A 1,860-nucleotide genomic window follows, 5' to 3' on the forward strand; every position below is an offset into this window, starting at 1 on the left:
TCAAATGAAAAAAAATTACCTGGATATTGAGGATGAATCTGTTGCCTGGATGCTTAATCAGGAAAATGATGCATTAAAAGTGGCGCTTGAGGATATTAAACAAGCCCAGAAAAACTTTGATGGCGTAGCAGAACTGAACATTCGTATGGCCACTCAGCTCAGATTGGCTGAAAATGTTTTGGATTCTTATAAAGAGCTGGCGGATGCTTTGCATCGGGATAGTGAAATCAAAATTTCAGTGATCGCTTTGCTTAATATCATCAGCCTGCTATTTCTCTACAGCTGCATCATTGCCATTATGTTGGGAGCGAAAAATTTTCTGGTTGAACGCATGGATAGGTTACAGACCTTCCTGATGTTCAAGTTCCCTGCTCAAAAGCAGGAACCAAATGCTGATGAGTTTACTCGCCTGGAGCAACGTATTTTTGAAATGACAGCCAAAATAGAAGGCTATGCCTCACAGGTTGCATGGGCCGAACGTACCAATGAAAAACTGCTTATTTTATTGCGTTCTCATGAGTTTATTCTTAATTTCATTGAGACGACCAGCCATGAAATTCTAAGTGAAAAAACGTTGCTCAAAGTGATTTATTCACTTGAACGAGCGATGAATTTTTCTAATGTTGCGATTATTTACACCGATGACGCAGCGGTTATTTCCAGTGAACAAATCATTTTTTCGCATCATCCGCCGCCAAAACTGGATAATCAAAGATTCGATGAATTGCACCGTAACAACATGTCCAGTTATATGGAACAGAATTCGGAAGGTGAAGAAATTCGCTGTGTGGGAGTGACATTCAGTGGGCCCGCGTCAGCACTTGGGATCTTGTTGATTGAGACAGAAAAAGACAGATTTCTGGAAAATACCGAAATCCAGGTACTGGAAATTACTGCAAAACTACTGACGATGGCCACCAAATTTCACAGTCATGATGAAGAGGGACGTCGGCTGGCTGTCTTGGAGGAACGTGCCGCGATTGCCCGAGAACTGCATGACTCCCTGGCACAATCCTTATCCTTTATGAAGATCCAACTGGCTCGGCTTCAGTCGGCTGGCGATAACAAGATAAAAAGTGCCGAGATGATAGGTGAGCTTCGGCAAGGTCTTGATTCGGCTTATCGCGAGCTACGTGAACTGCTTACCACCTTCCGGGTGCATATGGACTTGCGGGGTTTGGGGTATGCTATTCAAACCACGATTGATGAGTTTTCACAGCGTTCCAGTATCAACATCAATCTTGATTATCGACTTGTCAACTGCCGTCTGACGGTCAATGAAGAATTTCATATGTTACACGTGCTCCGGGAGGCACTATCCAATATCGTGCGGCACTCTAAAGCAAAGAATGTAGCGATATTCCTGGAGCTACGTAAAAATGGAAATGTTGTATTAACCATAGAAGATGACGGTATAGGTTTTACGGCTAATACCAACACCTATGATCATCATGGTCAGATCATCATGAAGGAACGTGCCAATAGCCTGGGAGGGGATCTTGAAGTGATGGCCAAACGCCATGGAGGCACTCGAGTTCGATTGGTGTTTACACCAAAGTCAGTACAATAATTATAGCGAGAGAAAAACATGACTGAGAAAATAAGAGTACTTCTGATTGATGACCATCCTTTATTTCGTAAGGGTGTTGGACAGATCATTTCGGATGATCCGAGTTTTGAAATTGTGGGTGAAGCAGCTTCAGGTCAGGAAGGGATAGATCTGGCCCTTGAGGTTAAACCGGATCTGGTTTTATTGGACCTTAATATGAAAGGCATGGATGGGCTGGAAACATTACGACGTTTCAAAGAGACAGACTTGGATGCTCATTATGTCGTTCTGACGGTCTCGGATGCGGAAGA

2 protein-coding genes are annotated in these 1,860 nt (G+C 43.3%); both read left to right on the forward strand.

The genetic code is table 11. From position 1 onward, the window contains the following. On the forward strand, nt 1-1,570 hold a 1,570-nt coding region (locus B3182_RS15060), incomplete at its 5' end, for a histidine kinase (protein WP_292753370.1). Nucleotides 1,571-1,588: 18 nt separating this feature from the next. Next, nucleotides 1,589-1,860 (forward strand): response regulator (locus tag B3182_RS15065; RefSeq protein ID WP_292753373.1); only part of this gene is annotated, 272 nt, incomplete at its 3' end.

The sequence above is a fragment of the Methylophaga sp. UBA4204 genome, from assembly GCF_002379485.1.
Classification (GTDB): Bacteria; Pseudomonadota; Gammaproteobacteria; order Nitrosococcales; family Methylophagaceae; genus Methylophaga.